The organism is Microbacterium sp. (assembly GCF_046295495.1).
Lineage (GTDB): Bacteria > Actinomycetota > Actinomycetes > Actinomycetales > Microbacteriaceae > Microbacterium.
Genome location: NZ_JBKBNC010000011.1, coordinates 17,473 through 36,619, shown reverse-complemented (window position 1 = coordinate 36,619; position 19,147 = coordinate 17,473). Strand labels below are relative to the sequence as shown.

General features: G+C 66.3%; 16 protein-coding genes. 9 read left to right on the top strand and 7 right to left on the bottom strand.

Going from position 1 to position 19,147, the window contains the following annotated elements; all coding sequences use genetic code 11:
- Positions 1 to 18: 18 nt before the first annotated feature.
- From gyrB to dnaA, 5 genes are all read right to left on the bottom strand, one after another.
- Positions 19 to 2,055, bottom strand: a complete 2,037-nt coding sequence (gene gyrB, locus ACK4LS_RS06310) for a DNA topoisomerase (ATP-hydrolyzing) subunit B (RefSeq protein ID WP_409714828.1) — start codon at positions 2,053 to 2,055, stop codon at positions 19 to 21.
- Positions 2,056 to 2,174: 119 nt separating this feature from the next.
- Complete coding sequence (locus ACK4LS_RS06305) at positions 2,175 to 2,663, bottom strand: DUF721 domain-containing protein (RefSeq protein WP_409714825.1); 489 nt, start codon at positions 2,661 to 2,663, stop codon at positions 2,175 to 2,177.
- Positions 2,656 to 3,810 carry a DNA replication/repair protein RecF gene (recF, locus tag ACK4LS_RS06300; RefSeq protein WP_409714822.1) on the bottom strand — a complete coding sequence of 385 codons (1,155 nt, stop codon included), beginning with the start codon at positions 3,808 to 3,810 and terminating at the stop codon, positions 2,656 to 2,658. Before recF ends, ACK4LS_RS06305 begins: the two co-directional genes overlap by 8 nt.
- Before the next feature lie 45 nt (positions 3,811 to 3,855).
- Entirely contained in the window at positions 3,856 to 5,007 is a 1,152-nt protein-coding gene (dnaN, locus tag ACK4LS_RS06295) for a DNA polymerase III subunit beta (protein WP_409714819.1), read from the bottom strand.
- 449 nt (positions 5,008 to 5,456) lie between these two features.
- Positions 5,457 to 6,764 carry a chromosomal replication initiator protein DnaA gene (gene dnaA / locus ACK4LS_RS06290; RefSeq protein ID WP_409714975.1) on the bottom strand — a complete coding sequence of 436 codons (1,308 nt, stop codon included), beginning with the start codon at positions 6,762 to 6,764 and terminating at the stop codon, positions 5,457 to 5,459.
- A 417-nt stretch (positions 6,765 to 7,181) separates the two neighbouring features.
- On the opposite strand from dnaA, the gene rpmH reads away from it, so the two are divergent.
- The 9 genes from rpmH to ACK4LS_RS06245 all read left to right on the top strand — a co-directional run bounded on the left by rpmH (position 7,182) and on the right by ACK4LS_RS06245 (position 17,245).
- On the top strand, positions 7,182 to 7,319 hold the full coding sequence (gene rpmH / locus ACK4LS_RS06285; RefSeq protein ID WP_055952712.1) for a 50S ribosomal protein L34: 138 nt from the start codon (positions 7,182 to 7,184) through the stop codon (positions 7,317 to 7,319).
- An 8-nt stretch (positions 7,320 to 7,327) separates the two neighbouring features.
- On the top strand, positions 7,328 to 7,666 hold the full coding sequence (rnpA, locus tag ACK4LS_RS06280) for a ribonuclease P protein component (protein ID WP_409714815.1): 339 nt from the start codon (positions 7,328 to 7,330) through the stop codon (positions 7,664 to 7,666).
- Positions 7,663 to 8,019 (top strand): membrane protein insertion efficiency factor YidD, encoded by a 357-nt coding sequence (yidD, locus tag ACK4LS_RS06275; protein ID WP_409714812.1) that lies wholly within the window; start codon positions 7,663 to 7,665, stop codon positions 8,017 to 8,019. Before rnpA ends, yidD begins: the two co-directional genes overlap by 4 nt.
- Before the next feature lie 2 nt (positions 8,020 to 8,021).
- On the top strand, positions 8,022 to 9,095 hold the full coding sequence (gene yidC / locus ACK4LS_RS06270; protein ID WP_409714809.1) for a membrane protein insertase YidC: 1,074 nt from the start codon (positions 8,022 to 8,024) through the stop codon (positions 9,093 to 9,095).
- Positions 9,096 to 9,110: 15 nt separating this feature from the next.
- Positions 9,111 to 9,614 (top strand): protein jag, encoded by a 504-nt coding sequence (locus ACK4LS_RS06265; RefSeq protein ID WP_409714806.1) that lies wholly within the window; start codon positions 9,111 to 9,113, stop codon positions 9,612 to 9,614.
- An 8-nt stretch (positions 9,615 to 9,622) separates the two neighbouring features.
- Complete coding sequence (gene rsmG / locus ACK4LS_RS06260) at positions 9,623 to 10,252, top strand: 16S rRNA (guanine(527)-N(7))-methyltransferase RsmG (RefSeq protein ID WP_409714803.1); 630 nt, start codon at positions 9,623 to 9,625, stop codon at positions 10,250 to 10,252.
- A 4,666-nt stretch (positions 10,253 to 14,918) separates the two neighbouring features.
- Positions 14,919 to 15,848 (top strand): ParA family protein, encoded by a 930-nt coding sequence (locus ACK4LS_RS06255; RefSeq protein ID WP_409714972.1) that lies wholly within the window; start codon positions 14,919 to 14,921, stop codon positions 15,846 to 15,848.
- Positions 15,848 to 16,816, top strand: coding sequence for a ParB/RepB/Spo0J family partition protein (locus ACK4LS_RS06250; protein WP_409714801.1), 969 nt, complete (start codon positions 15,848 to 15,850; stop codon positions 16,814 to 16,816). The genes ACK4LS_RS06255 and ACK4LS_RS06250 overlap by 1 nt, the downstream gene beginning before the upstream one ends.
- A gap of 81 nt (positions 16,817 to 16,897) precedes the next feature.
- Complete coding sequence (locus ACK4LS_RS06245) at positions 16,898 to 17,245, top strand: tryptophan synthase subunit alpha (RefSeq protein WP_409714798.1); 348 nt, start codon at positions 16,898 to 16,900, stop codon at positions 17,243 to 17,245.
- A 500-nt stretch (positions 17,246 to 17,745) separates the two neighbouring features.
- Here the strand turns inward: ACK4LS_RS06245 and trxA are convergent, their stop codons facing one another.
- Positions 17,746 to 18,069, bottom strand: coding sequence for a thioredoxin (trxA, locus tag ACK4LS_RS06240; RefSeq protein ID WP_409714795.1), 324 nt, complete (start codon positions 18,067 to 18,069; stop codon positions 17,746 to 17,748).
- 63 nt (positions 18,070 to 18,132) lie between these two features.
- Positions 18,133 to 19,119 (bottom strand): thioredoxin-disulfide reductase, encoded by a 987-nt coding sequence (trxB, locus tag ACK4LS_RS06235; protein WP_409714792.1) that lies wholly within the window; start codon positions 19,117 to 19,119, stop codon positions 18,133 to 18,135.
- Positions 19,120 to 19,147: the final 28 nt, after the last annotated feature.

The following is a 19,147-nucleotide window of genomic DNA, read 5'->3' as shown; positions in this document are numbered from 1 at the left end:
TCGTCGGCGGGGCCGGACTCAGATGTCGAGGAAGCGGACGTCTTTGGCGTTGCGCTGGATGAAGCTGCGTCGCGATTCGACGTCTTCGCCCATCAGGACCGAGAAGATCTCGTCGGCCGCGGCCGCGTCGTCGATCGTGACCTGCTTGAGCGTGCGGGTCTCCGGATCCATCGTGGTCTCCCAGAGCTCGTGATCGTTCATCTCACCGAGACCCTTGTAGCGCTGGATGCCGTTGTCCTTCGGGATGCGGCGACCCGAGGCCTGACCGTCGACGAGCATCGCGTCGCGCTCCCGGTCGCTGTAGGCGTACTCGTGCGGGTGGTTCGACCACTTCAAGCGGTACAGCGGCGGCTGGGCGAGGTAGACGTAGCCCGCCTCGATGAGCCCGCGCATGTAGCGGAACAGGAGCGTGAGCAGCAGTGTCGTGATGTGCTGACCGTCGACGTCGGCATCCGCCATCAGCACGATCTTGTGATACCGCGCCTTGGCCATGTCGAAGTCCTCGCCGATGCCGGTGCCGAAGGCCTGGATCATCGCCTGGACCTCTTTGTTGCCCAGTGCACGGTCGAGGCGCGCGCGCTCGACGTTCAGGATCTTGCCGCGCAGGGCGAGGATGGCCTGCGTGTGGGGATCACGGCCCTGCACCGCGGAGCCGCCGGCCGAGTCGCCCTCGACGAGGAAGATCTCGCTGATCGACGGATCTTTCGACGTGCAGTCCTTGAGTTTGTCGGGCATGGCCGCCGACTCGAAGACGCTCTTGCGACGGGCCGTCTCGCGCGCCTTGCGGGCGGCCAGACGGGCGGTCGCGGCGTCGATCGCCTTGCGGATGATGTTCTTCGCCTGGCCGGGGTTGCGGTCGAACCAGTCGCCGAGCTTGTCGCCGACGACCTTCTGCACGAACGCACGCGCTTCGGTGTTGCCGAGTTTCGTCTTGGTCTGGCCCTCGAACTGCGGCTCCGAGAGCTTCACCGAGATCACCGCGGTGAGACCCTCGCGGATGTCGTCACCGGTGAGGTTGTCATCCTTCTCCTTGAGAAGGTTGTTCGCGCGGGCGTAACGGTTGACCAGCGTGGTCAGTGCTGCGCGGAAGCCCTCTTCGTGCGTGCCACCCTCGTGGGTGTTGATGGTGTTGGCGTAGGTGAAGACGTTCTCGGTGTACGCCGTGGTCCACTGCATCGCCAGCTCGAGCGCGATCTTCCGGTCGGTGTCTTCCGACTCGACCTCGATGATCTCGTCGTTGACGACGTCGGCCTTGCGGACGCGGTTGAGGTGCTCAACGTAGTCGACGAGGCCGCGCTCGTAGAGGAACGAGTCGTGACGCGCCTCGGTGACCTCCGCGCCCGGTTCACCCTCGGTGACGATCGACTGCGGACGCTCGTCGCGCAGGCTGATCCGCAGGCCCTTGTTGAGGAACGCCATCTGCTGGAAGCGGGTGCGGAGGGTGTCGTAGTCGAAGTCGACGGTGTCGAAGATCGTGGCATCCGGCCAGAACGTGATCGAGGTGCCGGTCTCGTCGCTGGCCTCGCCCTTTTCGAGCGGCGCCTGCGGGACGCCGCCGTCGCGGAACGACTGGCGCCACACATGACCCTGACGCTGCACCTCGACCTCGAGGCGCGTCGAGAGAGCATTGACGACCGACGAGCCGACGCCGTGCAGACCACCGGAGACCGCGTATCCGCCGCCGCCGAACTTTCCACCGGCGTGCAGCACGGTGAGCACGACCTCGACGGTCGACTTCCCCTCGGTGCGGTGCATGTCGACCGGGATGCCGCGGCCGTTGTCGATCACGCGCACCGCTCCATCGCTGAGGATGGTGACGTCGATCGTGTCGCAGTAGCCGGCGAGGGCCTCGTCGACGGAGTTGTCGACGATCTCCTGCACGAGGTGGTGCAGGCCCCGCTCACCGGTGGAACCGATGTACATGCCGGGACGCTTCCGCACGGCTTCGAGACCTTCGAGCACCTGGATGGCGTCTGCCCCGTACTCGTTGGGAACCTTCGCGGGTGTGGTCGCTCGGGGTTCCTCGGAAACGCTGTCGGGGTTTTCGGACGTCATGAGTGAACGCGCTCCAGATCGATTCGTCGGAACCTCCATCTTACCGCGCGAGGGTCGCCGAAATCGCCTGTACGCCCTTATACGGGGAGAAATCGTGTCGACCCGGGACCGACCATGCCCTAGCCGTAGGTATCGCGCGGGCCGCGGCCTGGAACGGCTCTGGGCCCCCATTTCCAAGAGGGGACGTCGGGGCCCACGAAGCGGATGGACTCCACACCCGCCTCCGGGTAGCGGCGGAGGATCTCCGAGAGGATGTGCGCACGCATCAACTGGAGCTGCTTGGCCCACGCCGTCGAGTCGGCCTGGACGGTCAGTGTTCCGGCATCCAGTGCCACGGGTCGGGTGTGCGACGCCGTGTCGGCCCCGGCGACCTCGTCCCAGGTGCGCACGAGGTCTTCCCGCGACAGCTGCGCTTCCCAGCCGGCCGACCGGGTGAGCGCCGAGAGCACGTCGCCCAGACCGCGCGGGTCGCGACCCGGTGTGAACGGCGCGTTCTTTCCGTCGTCGCTGCGACGGCGGCGTTTCTTCTTGCGATACGGCGACGGCTCGAGACCGCGCAGGCGCAGGTAGGTCGCCACGGTCTCGGGGAGGTCGGGTTCGTCACTCATCGACGGACTCGCCGATCCGGCCGGCTTCGACCCGCACGACGTGCGCGCGCAGTCCGTCGGGGACGTCTTCCTCGACGGCCGACGTGACGATGACCTGCTCGTACCCGCCCGCGAGGTCGGCCAGTCGCGTGCGGCGGCCGGCATCGAGCTCGGCGAACACGTCGTCGAGGATGAGCACCGGGTCGCCCAGGCGTGACTCGGCGCGCAGGAGTTCTGCGGATGCCAACCGCAGCGCCAATGCCACCGACCACGACTCCCCTTGCGAGGCGTACCCCTTGACGGGCAGACCGCGGACCTCGAGCAGAAGGTCGTCGCGGTGAGGGCCGACGAGTGTCAGACCGCGCTCGAGCTCGGCGGAACGCCGGGCGGCCAGAGCGGCACGGAACTGCTCGGCGAGCGGGCCCGCCGGTCGTTCCGCGTCGGCGGCGTCGCCCTCTTCGGGATCCCCACCGCCGACCGACAGAGCCCAGGACAGTCGGGGGCCGTGATCGTCGCCGGCGATCGATGCGTAGGCGCGAGCGACCGGAGCGGACAGATCGGATGCCAGCGCGAGACGCGCCTCGATCACCTCGGTGCCGAGGGCCACGAGCTTGTCGTCCCACACGTCGAGGGTGCTGAGCGCGTCGCCACGCACGCCACGCGCCCGCGCGGACTTCAGAAGCGCGCTGCGCTGGCGGAGCACACGGTCGTAGTCCGCGAGGACCGCGGACATCCGAGGGGTGCGCTGCACGATCAACTGGTCGGCGAACCGCCGCCGGGCCGATGGATCTCCGCGCACGATCTGGAGGTCTTCGGGGGCGAACAGCACCACCTGCGCGTACCGGGGAAGCTCGGACGTCCGCACGTTCACCCCGTTGACGCGGGCTTTGTTGGCCCCCTGGCGGTTCAGCTGCAGCTCGAGCAGCACGCTGCGCTCACCGTGGGCGAGGCGCGCGCGGATGATCGCGGCATCCGTTCCGTCGCGAACCATGGGGGCGTCGCTCGAGACGCGATGGGAGCCCAGCGTGGCGAGGTAGGCCACGGCCTCGACGAGATTCGTCTTGCCCTGGCCGTTCCGACCGACGAACAGGTTCGCACCCGCCGACAGCGAGACATCGGCCCCCGCGTAATTGCGGAAGTCCTTCAGTCCGAGCTGTTCCACGATCACCGAGTCAGACTACCCGTCGCCTCCGACACGGCGACCGGAGCCTGCTCAGCGCAGCAGCAGGTTCGGCTGCAGCAGGTACTTGAACGAGCCCTCGCCGCCCTTGTCGACCGAGGTCTGCGGCGTGACGAGAACCGGGCTGAGCTTGTTGGCGTTGTCGCTGGAGGTGAACGTGATCCGCGTGAACTCGCTGCGCACCGCCCCGAGGGACTCGAGGAGGTACTGCGGGTTCAGGCCGAGGGTCACCTCGTCGCCCACCAGGGTGGCGTCGACCGACTCGGTCGCGCGGGCCTGCTCGGTGCCCGAGGCGTCCATCGAGACGCCGTCGGGTCCGAAGGTGAAGCGCAACGGCGCGGAGCGATCGAGAACAAGGGCGACACGACGCACGGCCTCGGCGAGCTCGGCGGTGTTGACGACGCTGTGGTGTTCGGTCTGCGCGGGGAACAGGCGGCGGACCGGGGGGAAGTTGCCCTTGATCAGCAACGAGGTCACGGTCTTGTTGCCGGCGGTGAAGGCGATGATCTCTCGGTCCCCCGAACCGGAGAAGGCGATCGAGATGTCACCACCGTGCGCGAAGGTCTTGCCGACCTCCTGGAGGGTGCGCGCGGGCACCAGGGCGGTGGTGGGTTCGTCGGATGCCGTCGACCCGCCGTCCCAGGGGATCTCGCGCAACGCCACACGGTAGCGGTCGGTGGCGACGAGGCTCAGGCGCGTACCGGTGACCTCGAGCTGGACGCCGGTGAGAACCGGGGTGACGTCGTCTCGGGAGGCCGCGAACGCGACCTGTGCGATGGCCGTGGCGAAATCATCGGCGGGGACGAGCCCCGACTCGCCGCTCACCTCGGGGATCGCGGGGTATTCCTGGACGGGCATGGAGGCGAGCGTGAACCGCGCCGAACCACACGTGAGAAGGATTCCTCCGTCGTCGTCGACGGCGATCTGGATCGGCGCGTTGGGCAGCCGGCTGGCGATGTCGCTGAGAAGGCGACCGTGCACGAGGATCGTGCCGGGTTCGTCGACCGTCGCCTCGATCGTCGTGCGCGCGGACGCTTCGTAGTCGAAAGCCGCGAGCGTGAGTCCCTGCTCGCCCGCCTCGATGAGCACACCGGCCAGGATCGGCTGCGGGTTGCGCTGAGGCAGGAGCTTGACCACGAACGAGACGGCTTCGCTGAACACATCGCGATTGACGTGGAACTTCACGGGCGCTCCCTTGACGGCGGGTATGGCTTACCCATGCTAGTGCCCTCGCTGCCGTCGACCCGTCGAGCCGTCTCCCATCACGAGGTCATCGAATCTCTCTTAACAAAGGGAAAGGGTCTTCATCTTCTTAACCGCTGTGGACAGTGTGGATAACTCCCGACACGCTTGATAACAGCAGGGATCGCGACCCCTGTTAACTGTGGACGCGTTGCGGAGAGCCTGGGTGGTTAACGCGCCGCCGGGCAGTGTGGACCATCGCGTCCTCCACAGAGTTAACAGCTCCGTGCACATGTCATCCGCAGGAATTTCGAGTTATCCACAGGTTTTCCACACTGTGTAGAACCTCTTCGGGAGAGGTCGTGCGAGACGCGGAGTGCGCTTCTCAGGGGCGAAAACGACCGAGGTGTCCGCCCGAAGACTCGGACGGACACCTCGGGGGAGACGGGCTCTCAGCGCATACGGCCGAGCTGGCTGGTGATCTCCGAAACCTGGTTGAAGATCGAGCGACGCTCCTTCATGAGGTCGCTGATCTTCTTGTAGGCGTACATCACCGTGGTGTGGTCGCGATTGCCGAAGAGCTGGCCGATCTTCGGCAATGACAGGCTCGTCCGCTCGCGGCAGAGGTACATCGCGATCTGTCGTGCGGTGGCGACGGCCTGCGAGCGGCTCGAGCCGTAGAGGTCGTCGACCGACAGCTTGAAGTACTGCGCGGTGGCCGTGATGATGTCGGTCGGCGAGATGACGTTGGCGTCGTCTTGGTCGATGATGTCGCGCAGCACCGTCTGGGCGAGCGACATGTCGAGCGTCGAGCGGTTCAGGCTGGCGAACGCGGAGACGCGGATCAGCGCACCCTCGAGCTCCCGGATGTTCGACGATACGACGGTGGCGATGTACTCCAGGACGTCGTCGGGAATCAGGAGTCGCTCGCTCTGGGCCTTCTTGCGGAGGATCGCGATGCGCGTCTCGAGGTCGGGCGCCTGGACGTCGGTGATGAGACCCCACTCGAACCGGCTGCGCATGCGGTCTTCGAAGCCGGTCAGCTGCTTCGGCGGCAGGTCGCTCGTGATCACGACCTGCTTGTCGTGGTCGTGGAGGGTGTTGAACGTGTGGAAGAACGCTTCCTGGGTCTCGGCACGACCCTGGAGGAACTGGATGTCGTCGATCAAGAGGATGTCGACGTCGCGGTAGCGGGCCTGGAATGCGGAGCCGCGGTTGTTCGCGATCGAGTTGATGAAGTCGTTCGTGAACTCCTCGCTCGACACGTACCGGACGCGGATGCCGGCGTACATGCTCGCGGCGTAATCGCCGATGGCATGGAGGAGGTGCGTCTTGCCGAGCCCGGAGTCGCCGTAGATGAACAGCGGGTTGTAGGCCTTGGCGGGGGCTTCGGCAACGGCGACGGCAGCGGCGTGCGCGAAGCGGTTGGACTGACCGATGACGAAGTTGTCGAAGGTGTACTTCGGATTCAGTCTGGTGTCGTTGCGCGACGCGGGCACGATCGGCTCCGGTGCCTGCTCGATCACGGCGGAGTGGGCCGCGGCCGCTTGCGTGGACGACGCGCGTTCATCTCGCTCGCGCGCCGAGGAGGATCGGTGGGTTTCGACGAGGTCGGGGTTCACCACGACGCGGAAAGTGCCCACCGCGGGGTCATCACCCTGGACCTGAGCGAGGGCCTCCAGGATCGACGCGCGCATGCGCTTGTTGAACTGCGCCGCCGTCAGGTCGTTCGGCACGTCGAGGTAGAGGGTGCCGCCCATCACGCCCTGCGGGACGGCCAGGTTGAGGAAGCCGTGCAGCTGCGGGGTGACGCGATCGTCGGTGAGAAGATGGTCCAGCACAGCCGACCAGACGGGGACATCCGGTACTTCGTGCAGAGACATATCCCCTCCGGGATCTAGACGCGACGGGCGATCGACGAGTCGCGCCGAACCTGTGGATAACTTCCGGGGCCACGCTAGTTCGCGGCTCTCACGGAGCAAAATCCACTGTAAGACCCGGCCGCGTGTCTTTGCCATGCTTGTGGACAACGCCTGGGGATAATGAACGGTCGCTCTCTCGGTTTGAGTTAAGGCCGCGCTCGACGTAGCCTTAGTCGGTTGACTTATGCCTATACGGCAGTCCCGACCCCGTCCCCGGCAGAAGAGCATCGGGCGACACCACCTCCGGAGTGACCCATGAGCAAGCGCACCTTCCAGCCCAACAACCGTCGTCGTGCCAAGAAGCACGGCTTCCGTGCCCGCATGCGCACGCGTGCCGGCCGCGGCATCCTCTCGGCGCGTCGCGCCAAGGGCCGCACCGAGCTCTCGGCCTGACCCGACCGGTGCTCGCGAAGCCGAACCGACTCACCCGCGGATCGGACTACAAAGCCACAGTCCGACGGGGTTCTCGTTGTGCCGGAGCGCACACCGTGACCTACGTCGGCACCTCGGCTGAGACCGATTCGCCTCGCTTCGGCTTCATCGTGAGCCGCCAGGTCGGCTCCGCGGTCACCCGCAACACCATCCGCCGCCGCCTCAAGGCGGTGTGCGCCGAGGCGCTCCCGTCCATCCGCGGGGGCGCCTCGATCGTCATCCGTGCCCTCCCCTCGGCTGCCACGACCGACTACGCGACGCTTCGCGCCGACGTGGTGAGGTGCCTCGAACGAAAAGCCACGGCATGAGCGCCTCGACACTTCCGACATCGGCGACCGGCTCGGCGCGGTTGGCGAGCGACGCCGTCGTGGCATCCATCCCCCTGCTCCCCCGTAATGCGGGGCTCGCCCTGCTGCATGCGTATCGGGCGACGATCTCGCACGTCTACGGCGACGTGTGCAAGTACTACCCGTCCTGCTCCGCCTATTCGGTGGGCGCCGTGCAGCAGCATGGACTCGTGAAGGGCATCGCGTTCACCGCGGCCCGTCTCGCACGGTGTCATCCCTGGGCTCAGGGTGGCATCGACGACGTCCGTCCTCACCGGGCCTTCCGCCACGAACTCACTCGGCACGGTTTCGTCGTGCCTGCCCGAAAGGACTGATCGTGCAATTCGATCTCATCGGAACCATCCTCTGGCCGCTGAAATGGGCGGTCGAACTCGTGCTGGTGGGATGGCACGCCCTGTTCACCGCCCTGGGGATGGCCCCGGCAGCGGGCCTGACCTGGGTGCTGTCGATCGTGGGCCTCGTGCTCATCGTGCGCGCGGCGTTGATCCCGCTCTTCGTGAAGCAGATCAAGAGCCAGCGCAAGATGATGGAGATCGCGCCCGAGCTCCGCAAGGTGCAGGAGAAGTACCGCGGCAAGAAGGATCAGCTCTCTCGCGAGGCCATGAGCCGCGAGACGATGGCGCTGTACAAGAAGCACGGCACCACCCCCGTCTCGAGCTGCCTGCCCCTCCTGGTGCAGATGCCGATCTTCTTCGCGCTCTTCAGCGTGCTGAACGACGTGTCGAAGCACGCGAACAGCAACCAGGGCGGCGTGGGTCTGCTGACGCCGGAGCTCACGCGTGAGTTCTACGACGCCCGCCTGTTCGACGTGGCATCCATGCACGTCAACCTCGTCACGGCCTGGGGCCAGTCCGATGGTCAGGTGACCGTCGCGATCCTGCTGACGCTCGTGGTGCTGATGATCGGCTCGCAGTTCTTCACGCAGCTGCAGATCATCTCGAAGAACCTGTCGCCCGAGGCCAAGACCGGTCAGGCGTACCAGATGCAGAAGATCATGCTGTACATCCTGCCGCTGGCGTTCATCTTCTCGGGCGTCTTCTTCCCGCTCGGCGTCGTCATCTACTGGTTCGTCAGCAACCTGTGGACCATGGTGCAGCAGTTCATCGTCATCCGTGAGATGCCGACTCCCGGTTCCGACGCGGCCAAGGCCCGTGAGGAGCGCCTGGCACGCAAGGGCAAGGCGATCGACTCCTCGGGCAAGGTCGTACCGATCGAGAAGTACGAAGCCGAGCAGCAGCGTCTGCTCGAAGAGGCCGAGCGTGCTCGTGCCGCGGCCCCCAAGCGTCAGCAGCCCGTTGGCAAGCAGCGTGCCAAGAAGCAGCAGTCGACCAAGAACACCGGTGCAGCGGGCGGGTCCGCTGCCAGTCCCGGCTCCTCCCCCGCCTCCTGAGATCCGGAGATCACGATGACGACGTCAGATCAGATGGCCCCCGAGCAGACGGCTGCGACCGAAGAGCAGCTCGAGCAGGAGGGCGACATCGCCGCCGACTACCTCGAGGGCCTTCTCGACATCGCCGACATCGAGGGCGACCTCGCCCTCGACGTGCGCGCCGGTCGAGCGTATGTGTCGGTCGAAGCCGACGATGCGGATGCGCTGTCGACGCTTTCGCACCCCGACACGGTGCAGGCCCTGCAGGAGCTGACCCGGCTGGCCGTGCAGAGCTCGACGGGACGCTTCTCCCGCCTGATCCTCGATATCGGCGGCTCGCGCGATGCTCGTCAGCGTCAGCTCGAGACGCTCGTCGATCGCGCCATCGAGCGACTGGAAGAGGGTGCCTCGCAGGCATCCCTGCCGGCGATGTCGAGCTATGAGCGGAAGCTCGTCCACGACATCGCTGCGGACCGCGGATACTCGTCGGAGTCCTTCGGGGAGGGTGCAGACCGTCACACCGTGCTGCGCCGCGCCTGAGAATCATCGTGCAGGTACAGCTCGAGTCCGAGCCCGCCGCCGCGGCCGTTCTCTTCGGCGCCGGGATCGAGCGCGCGCGCCGCTTCACGGCGAATCTCGCGGAACACGGCGAGGCGCGCGGGCTCATCGGTCCGCTGGAGGTGCCCCGCCTGTGGACGCGGCACATTCTGAACAGCGCGATCGCGGCGCCGTACTTCACGGGTCGCGCCGTCGACGTGGGGTCGGGGGCCGGCTTGCCCGGCCTCGTCCTGGCCATCGCTCGGCCGGATGTGGAATTCACCCTCATCGAGCCGATGGAGCGGCGCACCGCCTGGCTGACCGAGCAGGTGGCTGACCTCGGACTCGAGAATGTCACGGTGGAGCGTATGCGCGGCGAGGAGTGGGACCGCGGGCGCGTCTTCGACGTCGCGACCGCGCGTGCCGTCAGCGCACTGCGCACGCTCCTGCCGTTCACAGCGCCGCTCGTACGCCCCGGAGGCCGCCTGGTGTTCCTGAAGGGTGCCAACGTCGGCGCTGAAGTGGATGCCGCGGCGAAGCAGGTGCGGAAGTACGGTCTGCAGGACGTTTCCGTCGAGGTCGTGGGAGAAGATGTGCTCGATGAGCCGACCCGGGTTTTCCTGGCGACGGTTGTGCGCTGAACTCGATCCTACCCTCGTGACCTATTTGTACCGCTGATCTGGGATTTATCTGACCTCTCCGGTCGGGCAGGTGTGAGACGTCCCTCCTCGCAGGCGACGTTGGTCTGGGAGCGCGGTCGTCGAGGCGGTCCCCGACGGCGCAGAGCATCGGCTACCGCCCCCGTGGGTTGCGGATCTTCCCGTGCGGCGGTCGGGTGCCGAATGCGAGGTGACGGGTGCCCTCGGGGTGGTTCAGCTCGTTGGGGCGGCGTGAGTGTGTCGCCGAGATCGGATGAATATTTGAGAACCGTGTGGCCCCTTGGCAAGAGCGTCGGGGTGCATCGCCTGTGCAGCTCGCTCCCCAGCGCATGTGGATGCCGAGCCCGGGTCTTACGCCGGTGGTGGCGGGGGGTTGGTCAGCTGACACGGAGCCATCGCGGAGTTCTGGGTAGTGGCGCCAGTCCACGATGAGCACCCGACAGCTGGACACGATGGTGCTTCCGTCCTGGAGGGCCGCGAAGGTCCTCGGGACGCGATAGTGAGGCGCTCGCTCACCGCCCGTCTCGACCGGCGCGGGTCGGGTAGGTGCCCCGGGTGAAACGTCGCGCATGTCGACACGGGAAGCACCCGCGACGGCGGCCGTGCTGACACCGGGCTGCGTGAGGTATGAACTGGCGGCTGAGGCCGTTCGGGATCGGAGTCCTCCGTTCGGGGCGCGGGCAGTGGACCGGTGGCTCTTGGTCACGGGAGCTGACGCCGTTTCACGTGAAACGCATTGCGCGAAGTCGATCCCCTACGCAGACCGTGGCGATCGGGCCGGCCGGAGAGTGGACGTACCCGGGACGGGGAGCGACTTCGGATCGTCCAAGCTGGCCGCGTTGCGCCTCGCGTGGGCGGTCTGGGTGAGTGGACCCGACCAGTCCGATGCGATCCGACGCGATTGGGCGCGCATAGCAACGAGGATGTTTTCTGCTGCTGCGAAAGGCAGGATCGACCACGGCATGCCGCATCGGGAGGCCCACTGTGATTCGATCTGGACCTCAGCTGTCTTCGCGGGGCGCGGGCTTGAACGACTCCCGCTCCGATCGACGTCCCAGAGTGATGGACGCCGTGCGCGCACCGGATGCGAGGTCGGAACGGTTGGTGGCGTACGGCCACACTCCGGGAGTCGCGGCGAGGTGGTGACCCCCGCTCGTTGCATCACGTGTTTCGAGGAACTGGTTGCGGGGTGCTAACAACTCGAAAGCATTCTCCGTCCCCGACCATGATCGAACGGTGATCGCGACGGGGCTCAGCAGTCGCGCGGGCCCTCGGTTGTCTGGCACCGGGACTCGTCCGGGCGGCCAGCGAACGGTTCGTTGTGGTTTGGGTTGGGGCGTCAGACGCGGCGACGGCGGGGTCGACCACCGGACGCTGGTGCTGCGGGATGGTGGCTGCTCCTGCACCGAGACGGGTTCCGTTTACGTTGATGAGATGGTGCCCCTCCCCTATCGAGCATGTGGAGCGACGATGTGGGTCGACTCGACGTGACTCTCATCCGGTCGACAGCATTCGTGCGGCCGGGTCGCATGATCGCCGAGGCTTGTTGTCCTCGGGCGTCGCCTAGGCGTGGGCGGTCTCGTGCGCGCTGTTTCACGTGAAACATCAGATCGGCGTCACGGTCGTCGGTGAGCTGTGTCCCACGAGTCCATCGGTCATCTGGTCGCAAAGGCCGGTCATCGCTCTCGAGCTCGGATTATGGGGCAGTCTTGGGAACGCCCGCGCTCGAACCGGCGGGGCAATGTGAAGTGGCCCGCACGTGCGCCGACAAGCGGGTGCGCGTCCGATCACGGACGGCGTCGCGCGGCGGGTGGCCGGATCTGTGAAGTCCGCTTCGGATGGATCGCGACGCCGACTTTGTCGGTCGGGACGCCTCCTCTGTCATCGCGTGAGGACGAACCGCGCATGAATGCCAAAGGGCGAGTCCTACCCGCTGTGATGCCACCGAAGCCGGTCGACCGGGGTTGTGGAAGGCCGGGAAAGAACGGTCTGTGTCGTGGTGCATCGCTCGCCCGCATCGCCCAGCACACGAGGGCTACCAATGTAGGGATCCGTGCCCGGTCAGAACGATGAGTCCATCAGAGCGGATCACCACGCTCAGTGTGCACGAGGCTTTCCCTCAGTCGTGTGTCGCTAGGCCGCGCGGTGTTCTAAGGCTCAGATTGTGGGGCGTGGGACTTCGGGCGGGCGGTGTGCCATTGAGTGAAAGACCCCCGGGACCGGTCGTCCCCCGCGCACGCGTGCAGGGGCAGCGGTTCACATACGCACCATGAGGGGGCGCGCGCGACCCTCGGACGCATGCGCGACCATGCGCAGCCGGTACCGCGGGCTCGGCTCGACGGGCGCTGCCACCGCGACACACATCGGTGGCGCACGGTGGCGAGTCGCTCTGCGCGCCCCCTCCCCTGCGCAGCAGGCGCCCATAACAGCACACGCCGCCACTAGCGTCGCTCTTGTGACGCGTAAGCCGCGGCCACGGTGCTCGCCGCGGGATGTTTCACGTGAAACGACTGACACGCTCAGCGCCTGATGAAGGATCGGTACCTGTCACTCATCGATCATTGGCGCCGCGTGCATCAATGCGCGCGCTGAAGCGGGCCGGAGCAACGTTCAGCGCCCTCGTGAACATGGCATGTCCCGTCCGGCCCCCTCTGAGGGGGCGTTCCGGTGGGTGCGGGTGTCGGCAGTCCGTTAGTGGTACCGTTCACAGTGTCCGGGAGGCACTCGCGCTGCTTCGCTGGTGACGCCGCCGAGCCGAAGAAGCCCCCGATAGCCGGTTTCGGCGGGACACTGACACGGCCGTATGAAGCTGCCTGTTTCACGTGAAGCATTTACACACGGCACGAATGCGACGAGTTGTGTTTCGAGTGGGGCAATCGTTTGCTCGCTCCTGTGTGACACCACAGAGGTCTAGTCCCGCGACGGCGTGCGGGCCACTTCGTCTGAGGGGGGTCCCACGTTGTACCCCCCTCGAATTCGCAGCGACATGAGGGTCCGGTCGGGCCCCGCCGCGCGCGGCCATTGGCGATGGGGCCCGGCTGCTGGTGACGCGAACAAGCAAATCCAGGGGTGCGGTGGTGTCCCCTGTCGTGTGAAGACTGCGTTCGGCGACGATGGTGTGGTGATGCGCCAGATCCATCGGCGGATCGTCTCGCGGCCGGCCAGGTCGGTCGCCTGAGGTGTTCGCCGGACCGCCTGAGTTCCCGGTTCCATCGGCGGACTCATGAAAGACGGGCCCGCAGTTTGGCTTGCAGCAGGGCCGTCAGGATGTGAGCCATCGAGCGACATTCGACGGGTTGGATCGCTCGGCCCCGGATACGGTCCGAGCTGGTGTGTTGGTCGTCGGTGCATGCGCGGGGCCGGCCGAGGATCACGTCGGCCGACCGTTAGTGATGCGACGTCGTGGCGCGGCCCTCAGGTCGCCGCGGGGGCTCATCTCCCTCTTCCTCGCCAAATCCGCGCGACCGGGGTCGCCCCGATCTCGGTGGGCGTCAAGGACGCCGGATTCTCCTTGGCCTGAGGCCAGGCGCAGGCGCTGCGCCGGTCTCGATCGTCCGCACGTGGTGCGTGCTGACTGCGCGGCGCAGGCACTGTTTCCAAGGTCGGGGTAAGACTGAAACTCGCGACACGTGGTCGTGTCAGGATCGCGCCCTTGCGCGCCGACCTGCATCCCTCGTCCTCTTCGGTGTCTCGATTCGCCGCGGATTCCCCGGCTCGGCGATGTGTTTCCTGCCGCCACTTCGCCTGATGGCAGCACCGCGACAGCCTTGCGCCTGCTCACAGGGTGGTCCGTGCCGCGGCGCGGGCGGTGTCCGGCTGTGGCGTGGGCCCGCGTTCAATCACCGGTCGCGTGTGCGGAGGCGCTCATCTCCTCGCGGCAGTCATGGCGGGAAGCTGACGGACGCATGATCGAGCTGCGTGCCCAGCTGTCACGGGTTGTGACATGTTTCACGTGAAACGCTCGAATCCACCCGCATTGTGGGTTAGAGCGACGGAGGTGAGGCAGTGACCCGGTGGTGTTGAACCGCTTCGCCCGAAGATGTGCGGACGCGCGCGCGAGGTTCTGCAGAACCCGTTGGTGACGCGCCAGCGGGAAGCCTGACACGTTCGATCTTGTCGTGCTCAGCGGCGCGTTAAAGCACAAGCTGTTATCCCAGCCCAGCTACCAATGTTTCACGTGAAACAGCCCGCTGGGAGTGCGCCAGCGGATGCGTTGGCGCCATGACGTGGACGTTTCGAGGACCTGGTCCTGGTGTCTGAGTGCGCGAGTCGCCAGGGGTTAGCGCGTCGTCGCCTGCAGGATGACTCAACCCGCCCCCCCACACACCTCCCACTCGGTGGCTGCCGAATGCGGATAAGCGGTCCCATCCGCGCTAAGGGCGACACCCATGGGTGGGTGCGAAGCTCGCAGAGAAGTCGCAACGCAGCAGGTAGCAAGAGGGCTCCCTTCCAGTCAGTATCGTCCGCCGGCCGACTACGCCTGGTAGCTCACGGGCGGGCATGCGTTAGCCGAAGCGGCTGGGTGGTCGGCGAGCCAGTCTTCTTGCGTTTGCTCTCTATTGCGTAGTCGTCGTACGAGCAGACCTGATGAACCGTTGGGATGTCTGGCGTCGCGGGTAGACTGGGCAAGTTCGAGACGGTGAGAGGTGTGTTTCACGTGAAACAGTCCGATGAGGCGTCCACGTCGTCTTTCGACGACTCCCCCATCGCTCGCGAGATCGCGAATCTCTCTGCTCGTCGCCGCGCGCTCGAGGCCAAGACAGAGACGATTGAACTGTCGGGTCGGACGCGGGTCTTCACCGTGTCGAATCAGAAGGGCGGCGTCGGCAAGACGACGACGGCCGTGAACATCGCCGCCGCGCTTGCCTCCGTCGGCGCACGCGTCCTCGTGATCGATCTCGACCCGCAGGGAAACGCGTCCACGGCCCTCGGGGTAGCTCACAACGCGGAGACGCCCAGTATTTACGATGTGCTGATCGATGACTTCCCGCTGGTCGACATCATCCAGACGAGCCCTGAGTCGTCCAATCTCCTGTGCGCGCCCAGCACGATCCATCTCGCCGGCGCCGAAATCGAGTTGGTTTCGCAAGTTGCACGTGAGCACAGGCTCCGCGGTGCGCTTCGTGACTACCTCGCCGACGAGGACAACCGACTCGACTTCGTGATCATCGATTGCCCTCCCTCGCTCGGCCTCCTGACCATCAATGCGTTCACCGCGGCGGATGAGGTGTTGATCCCGATCCAGTGCGAGTACTACGCACTGGAGGGGCTGAGTCAGCTTCTCGGTAGCGTGCAGATGATCCAGAAGCACTTGAATCCCACACTGCACGTGTCGACCATCCTGCTCACCATGTACGACGGACGCACGCGTCTCGCGCAGCAGGTCGCCGAAGAGGTTCGCTCTCACTTCACGGACGAGGTCCTCGACACGGTCATCCCCCGTTCCGTGCGCGTGTCAGAGGCACCGAGTTTCGGGCAGACCGTCATCGCGTACGATGGCCAGTCAGCGGGCGCCATCGCCTACCGCGAAGCCGCGGTTGAAATCGTCGCGCGAGACACCACGAAGAAGGGTTCCTGATGGCCAAGAGGACCGGACTGGGCCGCGGTATCGGCGCCCTCATCCCCACGGCGGAGCCCTCCGAGGCCCGCCCCGTCGACGTGTTCTTCCCCGAGGGCAAGGCTCCTCAGCAGGAATCGTCTACGACGGCGTCCGCATCGGAGAACGGTGAAGATCTCGTCTCCGTGCCCGGCGCTCGTCTCGTTCACATCGACCCGAAGTCGATTGTTCCCAATCCGCGGCAGCCGCGAACGCACTTCGATCCGGACGACCTCGCGGAGCTCATCCACTCCGTCCGCGAATTCGGTGTCCTGCAGCCGGTCGTCGTCCGCGACAAGGGTGACGGTACTTTCGAGCTGATCATGGGCGAGCGTCGCACGCGCGCTTCTCGCGAGGCCGGCCTCGAGACGATCCCCGCGGTGGTTCGTGAGACCGACGACGAGTACCTGCTCCGTGACGCTCTTCTTGAAAACCTGCATCGTTCCCAGCTGAACCCGCTGGAAGAAGCTTCGGCCTACCAGCAGTTGCTCGAGGACTTCGGAATCACGCAGGAAGAGCTGGCGACCCGCATCGGTCGGTCTCGTCCCCAGATCAGCAACACCATCAGACTGCTGAAGCTGCCGGTGCCGGTGCAGCAGCGCGTCGCGGTCGGCATTCTCAGCGCGGGTCACGCCCGCGCCATCCTCTCGCTCGAGGACCCGAAGGAGATGCAGAAGCTCGCTGACAAGATCGTCAACGAAGATCTTTCGGTGCGCGCCGCCGAGGCGGCGGCGAAGATGCCGGGTGTTGCACCTGTCCGTCAGAAGCCCGCCGCTGGTTCCCGCCGGTCCGGTCTGGATGATGTCGCGGAGCGTTTGGGTGACCGCCTCGATACAAAGGTCCGCGTTTCTCTCACGGCCAGAAAAGGCCAGATCAGCATTGATTTTGCCAGCATCCAGGACCTCAATCGCATTCTCGCCGCCCTTGGTGAGGACGGATACACGGGCTGACCCCGCGCAAGAGGCGTTCGTCACGCGATCAGCGAACGATGCTCGGAGCCCCGTGTCGGTGGTCCGTCGTACGCTGGAGTGGTGACTGCGAACGATGACAGCCCCCGCCGTCGCGCCAGCCTCGAACTTCTGCGCGCGGAGGCCTCAGACGAAATCGCGGTGTTGATCCACGAGCGACTGCGCGGTGGCGAAGACCCGTGGGAGTTCATGGAAGACCTGCCCAGCGTTGATGAACTGGTCGTTCTGACCCTTCGCTCGGAGAACATCGCCGAGAACGGCGGTGTTCGACCCAATCGGTCCCGCAACTATCGTGTGCTTCGCCAAATCGCGCTCGAGTATCCGCCTCTCACGCGAGCCGTGTGGCGCATCCTGGGCGACGAAGAGCCGCACCGCCGTTGGGACGCCAGTGCGCGCCTCGACGCCTCCTGAGGCCCTCCAGGCCCGCTGAGACCACTTCCGGCCCACTGAGACCATTGCTTGTTGGCGGTCCGCCTGCCGGCTCCGATGCGTCGACAGGTGCCAGCCGCGCCTCGCCCGCCCGCTGACCGCCCCGCTTCGAGGTGCTGAGCTCGGGAGGCGCCACCTTTCACGACTTCGTGCACGGCGCTACCCACCACGCCCCGGGCGCTGAGCCGTGAGCCGCGACGTGGCCCGACCTCCGGCGCGCGCCAACCGCCCCGCCCCAGGTCGCCGCGCGCCACGTCGCCGCGCGCACGCGCCACGCCCACGCGCCAGGCGCACGCGCCACGTCGCCACGCGCATGCGCCACGACCTCACGCCATCGCGGAGCGCCACGCCCCACGGCGCTGCCCCGGGCAAACATCCCGTCGGGGCCGTAGCTCCATCAGTGGCCCCATGGCATCCAAAGTGGACGCGGAAAAGACGAAGCCCCCGACACCGGGGGTGTCGGGGGCTTCGGGGTGCAGGTGTCAGCCGATGAAGGCTGCGAGGTCCTGCTCGAGCGCGTACTTGGGCTTCGCGCCGATGATGGTCGTCTTGACCTCACCGCCCTGGAAGACCTTCATCGCGGGGATCGACGTGATCTGGTACTTCATCGCCAGATCGGGGTTCTCGTCGACGTTGAGCTTGAGGACCGTGATCTTGCCCGCGTTCTCGTTCTGGATCTCGTCGAGCACGGGCGCGACCATGCGACACGGTCCACACCACTCGGCCCAGAAGTCCACGAGGACGGGTCCGTCGGCCTTCAGCACGTCCTGCTCGAACGTTGCGGAGGTCGTCGCCTTGGCAGTCATTTGGTTTTCTCCTTAGATGAGAGCGTCAGTGAATGAAAACGCCGGTGAACCCGGTTTTGTTCCTCAGACCACCGCGGCGTCGGGGAGGCCCTCGATGGGGCTCTCGGCGACGGCGGGCTCGCCGGCCTCACCGCGGGCGGCGAGGAAGTGCTCCACGTCGAGGGCGGCGACGGTACCGCTGCCCGCGGCGGTGATGGCCTGGCGGTAAGTGGGGTCGATCACGTCGCCGGCCGCGAAGATGCCCTCGACCGAGGTACGCGACGAACGTCCGTCGACCCAGATGGTGCCCTGGTCGGTCAGCTGCAGCTTGTCGTGCACGAGGTGCGTTCGGGGGTCGTTTCCGATGGCGACGAACAGTCCGTCGAGCGGGAGCTCGCGCAGGGTGTCGTCGACGGTCGAGCGCAGACGCACGCCGTTCACGGCCTCGTCGCCGAGGATCTCGTCGACGGCGCTGTTCCAGATGAACTCGATCTTGGGGTTCGCGAAGGCGCGCTCCTGCATGATCTTCGAGGCCCGCAGCGAGTCCTTGCGGTGGATGATGTACACCTTCGACGCGAACTTGGTCAGGAAGTTCGCCTCTTCCATGGCGGAGTCACCGCCACCCACCACGGCGATCGTGCGGTCGCGGAAGAAGAAACCGTCGCACGTGGCGCACCACGACACACCTCGGCCGGACAGGCGGTCCTCGCCCTCCAGGCCGAGCTTGCGGTAGGCGGAACCGGTCGCGTAGATCACCGAGACGGCTTCTTCGACCTTGCCGCTGCCCAGCGTGATCCGCTTGACGGGTCCGTCGAGCTCGAGCGAGACGACGTCGTCGTAGAGCACCTGCGCACCGAACCGCTCGGCCTGCGCCTGCATCTTGGCCATGAGGTCGGGCCCCTGGATGCCTTCGGGGAAGCCGGGGAAGTTCTCGACCTCGGTCGTGTTCATGAGGTCGCCGCCGGCTTCGACGGAACTCGCGACGACGAGGGGCTCGAGGTTGGCACGGGCGGCGTAGATGGCGGCGGTATAGCCGGCCGGGCCGGATCCGATGATGATGACGTGACGCACGGTAGCGCGTTCCCTTCGTTGATTCCGT

Excerpts from the sequence above, each read along its gene's own strand:
- gyrB (WP_409714828.1), bottom strand. The coding sequence starts at position 2,055 with ATGACGTCCGAAAACCCCGACAGCGTTTCCGAGGAACCCCGAGCGACC.
- ACK4LS_RS06305 (WP_409714825.1), bottom strand. The coding sequence starts at position 2,663 with ATGAGTGACGAACCCGACCTCCCCGAGACCGTGGCGACCTACCTGCGC.
- dnaA (WP_409714975.1), bottom strand. The coding sequence starts at position 6,764 with ATGGGCGGCACCCTCTACCTCGACGTGCCGAACGACCTGACGGCGGCG.
- rpmH (WP_055952712.1), top strand. The coding sequence starts at position 7,182 with ATGAGCAAGCGCACCTTCCAGCCCAACAACCGTCGTCGTGCCAAGAAG.
- yidD (WP_409714812.1), top strand. The coding sequence starts at position 7,663 with ATGAGCGCCTCGACACTTCCGACATCGGCGACCGGCTCGGCGCGGTTG.
- ACK4LS_RS06265 (WP_409714806.1), top strand. The coding sequence starts at position 9,111 with ATGACGACGTCAGATCAGATGGCCCCCGAGCAGACGGCTGCGACCGAA.
- ACK4LS_RS06250 (WP_409714801.1), top strand. The coding sequence starts at position 15,848 with ATGGCCAAGAGGACCGGACTGGGCCGCGGTATCGGCGCCCTCATCCCC.
- trxA (WP_409714795.1), bottom strand. The coding sequence starts at position 18,069 with ATGACTGCCAAGGCGACGACCTCCGCAACGTTCGAGCAGGACGTGCTG.